Source organism: Vibrio sp. J1-1 (assembly GCF_021728395.1).
Lineage (GTDB): Bacteria > Pseudomonadota > Gammaproteobacteria > Enterobacterales > Vibrionaceae > Vibrio.
Window position 1 is genome coordinate 1 of record NZ_JAKKCM010000050.1, and the last position, 1,304, is coordinate 1,304.

The following is a 1,304-nucleotide window of genomic DNA, read 5'->3' on the forward strand; positions in this document are numbered from 1 at the left end:
TTAACGCCACTCGCTTAAGAGCGAGTGGCGTTTTTATTCCTTGAACGCGAACGCGTGGGATATTTAGCGGCTTTCTTAAGTACTGCTCTTGGATACGCTTTACGCTTCCTCTTCTCTGGCAGTATTAACCTCTTTCCATTATCTCTTAGTTGCTTCAGTGCCTTCGGTATTGCTCCCGGGCTTCGACCATCAGACCAGATGAACTCTTCCTGTATTAAATAAAGAGCATTTATGAAGCTGATCCTCAACGGCTCTACTTTGTGCTGTGTAGCCATCCCAACCATTTCCAATCGAATGATATTGTATGAAGTTAGTATTCCCCACAACTCTTGGTATATACCGTCACTTTTAAGACTCCTTAGCAAGGGCTTGTTCGCGAGCTGATATTGCTTTAATTCCCCATAACCACGTTCAATTTCCCAGCGCTGCCAATACACATCAACAAGTTCCTCTAGTAAATATGTCTCAGGGCACAAGCAAGAAGTGATAAATCCTTTTATCTCTCCTTTAGGTGATGGGATTTGGACTAAACGCGCTTGCCATTTTTTATCTAAATGGGGGAACTGTTTCTGAGCTTGTGGGGATACTGGCATTTCAATGAGATGATCATACTCGCTGTATGATTCTAAGATTTCGTACCTAAATTTAGATTTAATTGGAGTGAGCCAATGCGTATTTTCACCGCTACCTTGCCAGCTTAAAAATAACTCTGCTGACATAAAACCTCGGTCGAAAAGCGTCAGTGAGTTTTCGGGAGCGGAACCAACCAGTTGCTGTGCATAGGAGATTTCACTCTCAGTCACCGGTCCAAAGGCTGCATCCGATAGCAGGTGTGTCTTGGTCGACATGAGGGTTACGGCAAGGACCGAGGGGAATGAGGCCGATTTTTGTGCATAGCCGAACGCTTGATTGCTCTCTGTATCGTGCGTTTTAAAGTAAGTACCGTCGACACTGAGTAACTTTAGCCCACACATTTGGTCGAACTCACACTGTTGCTCCCACTGAGCAGCGGTGAGTTTGAACAGGTAACGCATAGGCTCAAAGCCAAGCTTCTCTTTTCCTTTAATAATACTGCTTGTCGCTAGAGGTGGAAGCTCGCCTTTGGCGTCAGGGAAAGCCAGTTCGAGCCTATCGCATACACTTTGAATCGAGCGATTTCTCAATAGTCCGATACCTAGGACTAACCAGACCGCTTGCTCGGCAGGGAATCTTCGTTTACGCACAGACGCTTTACCGGTTTGTTTAACCGCTTCTTCAACCCAATCTAAGGGAATGTGTTTAGCAAAGGCATTGATATGGTGTTC

Annotated in this window: 1 protein-coding gene; it reads right to left on the reverse strand. The window is 45.3% G+C overall.

Annotated elements, in window-relative coordinates:
• Positions 1–14 precede the first annotated feature (14 nt).
• Positions 15–1,304 (reverse strand): IS4 family transposase (locus L3V31_RS21985; RefSeq protein ID WP_237319362.1); only part of this gene is annotated, 1,290 nt, incomplete at its 5' end.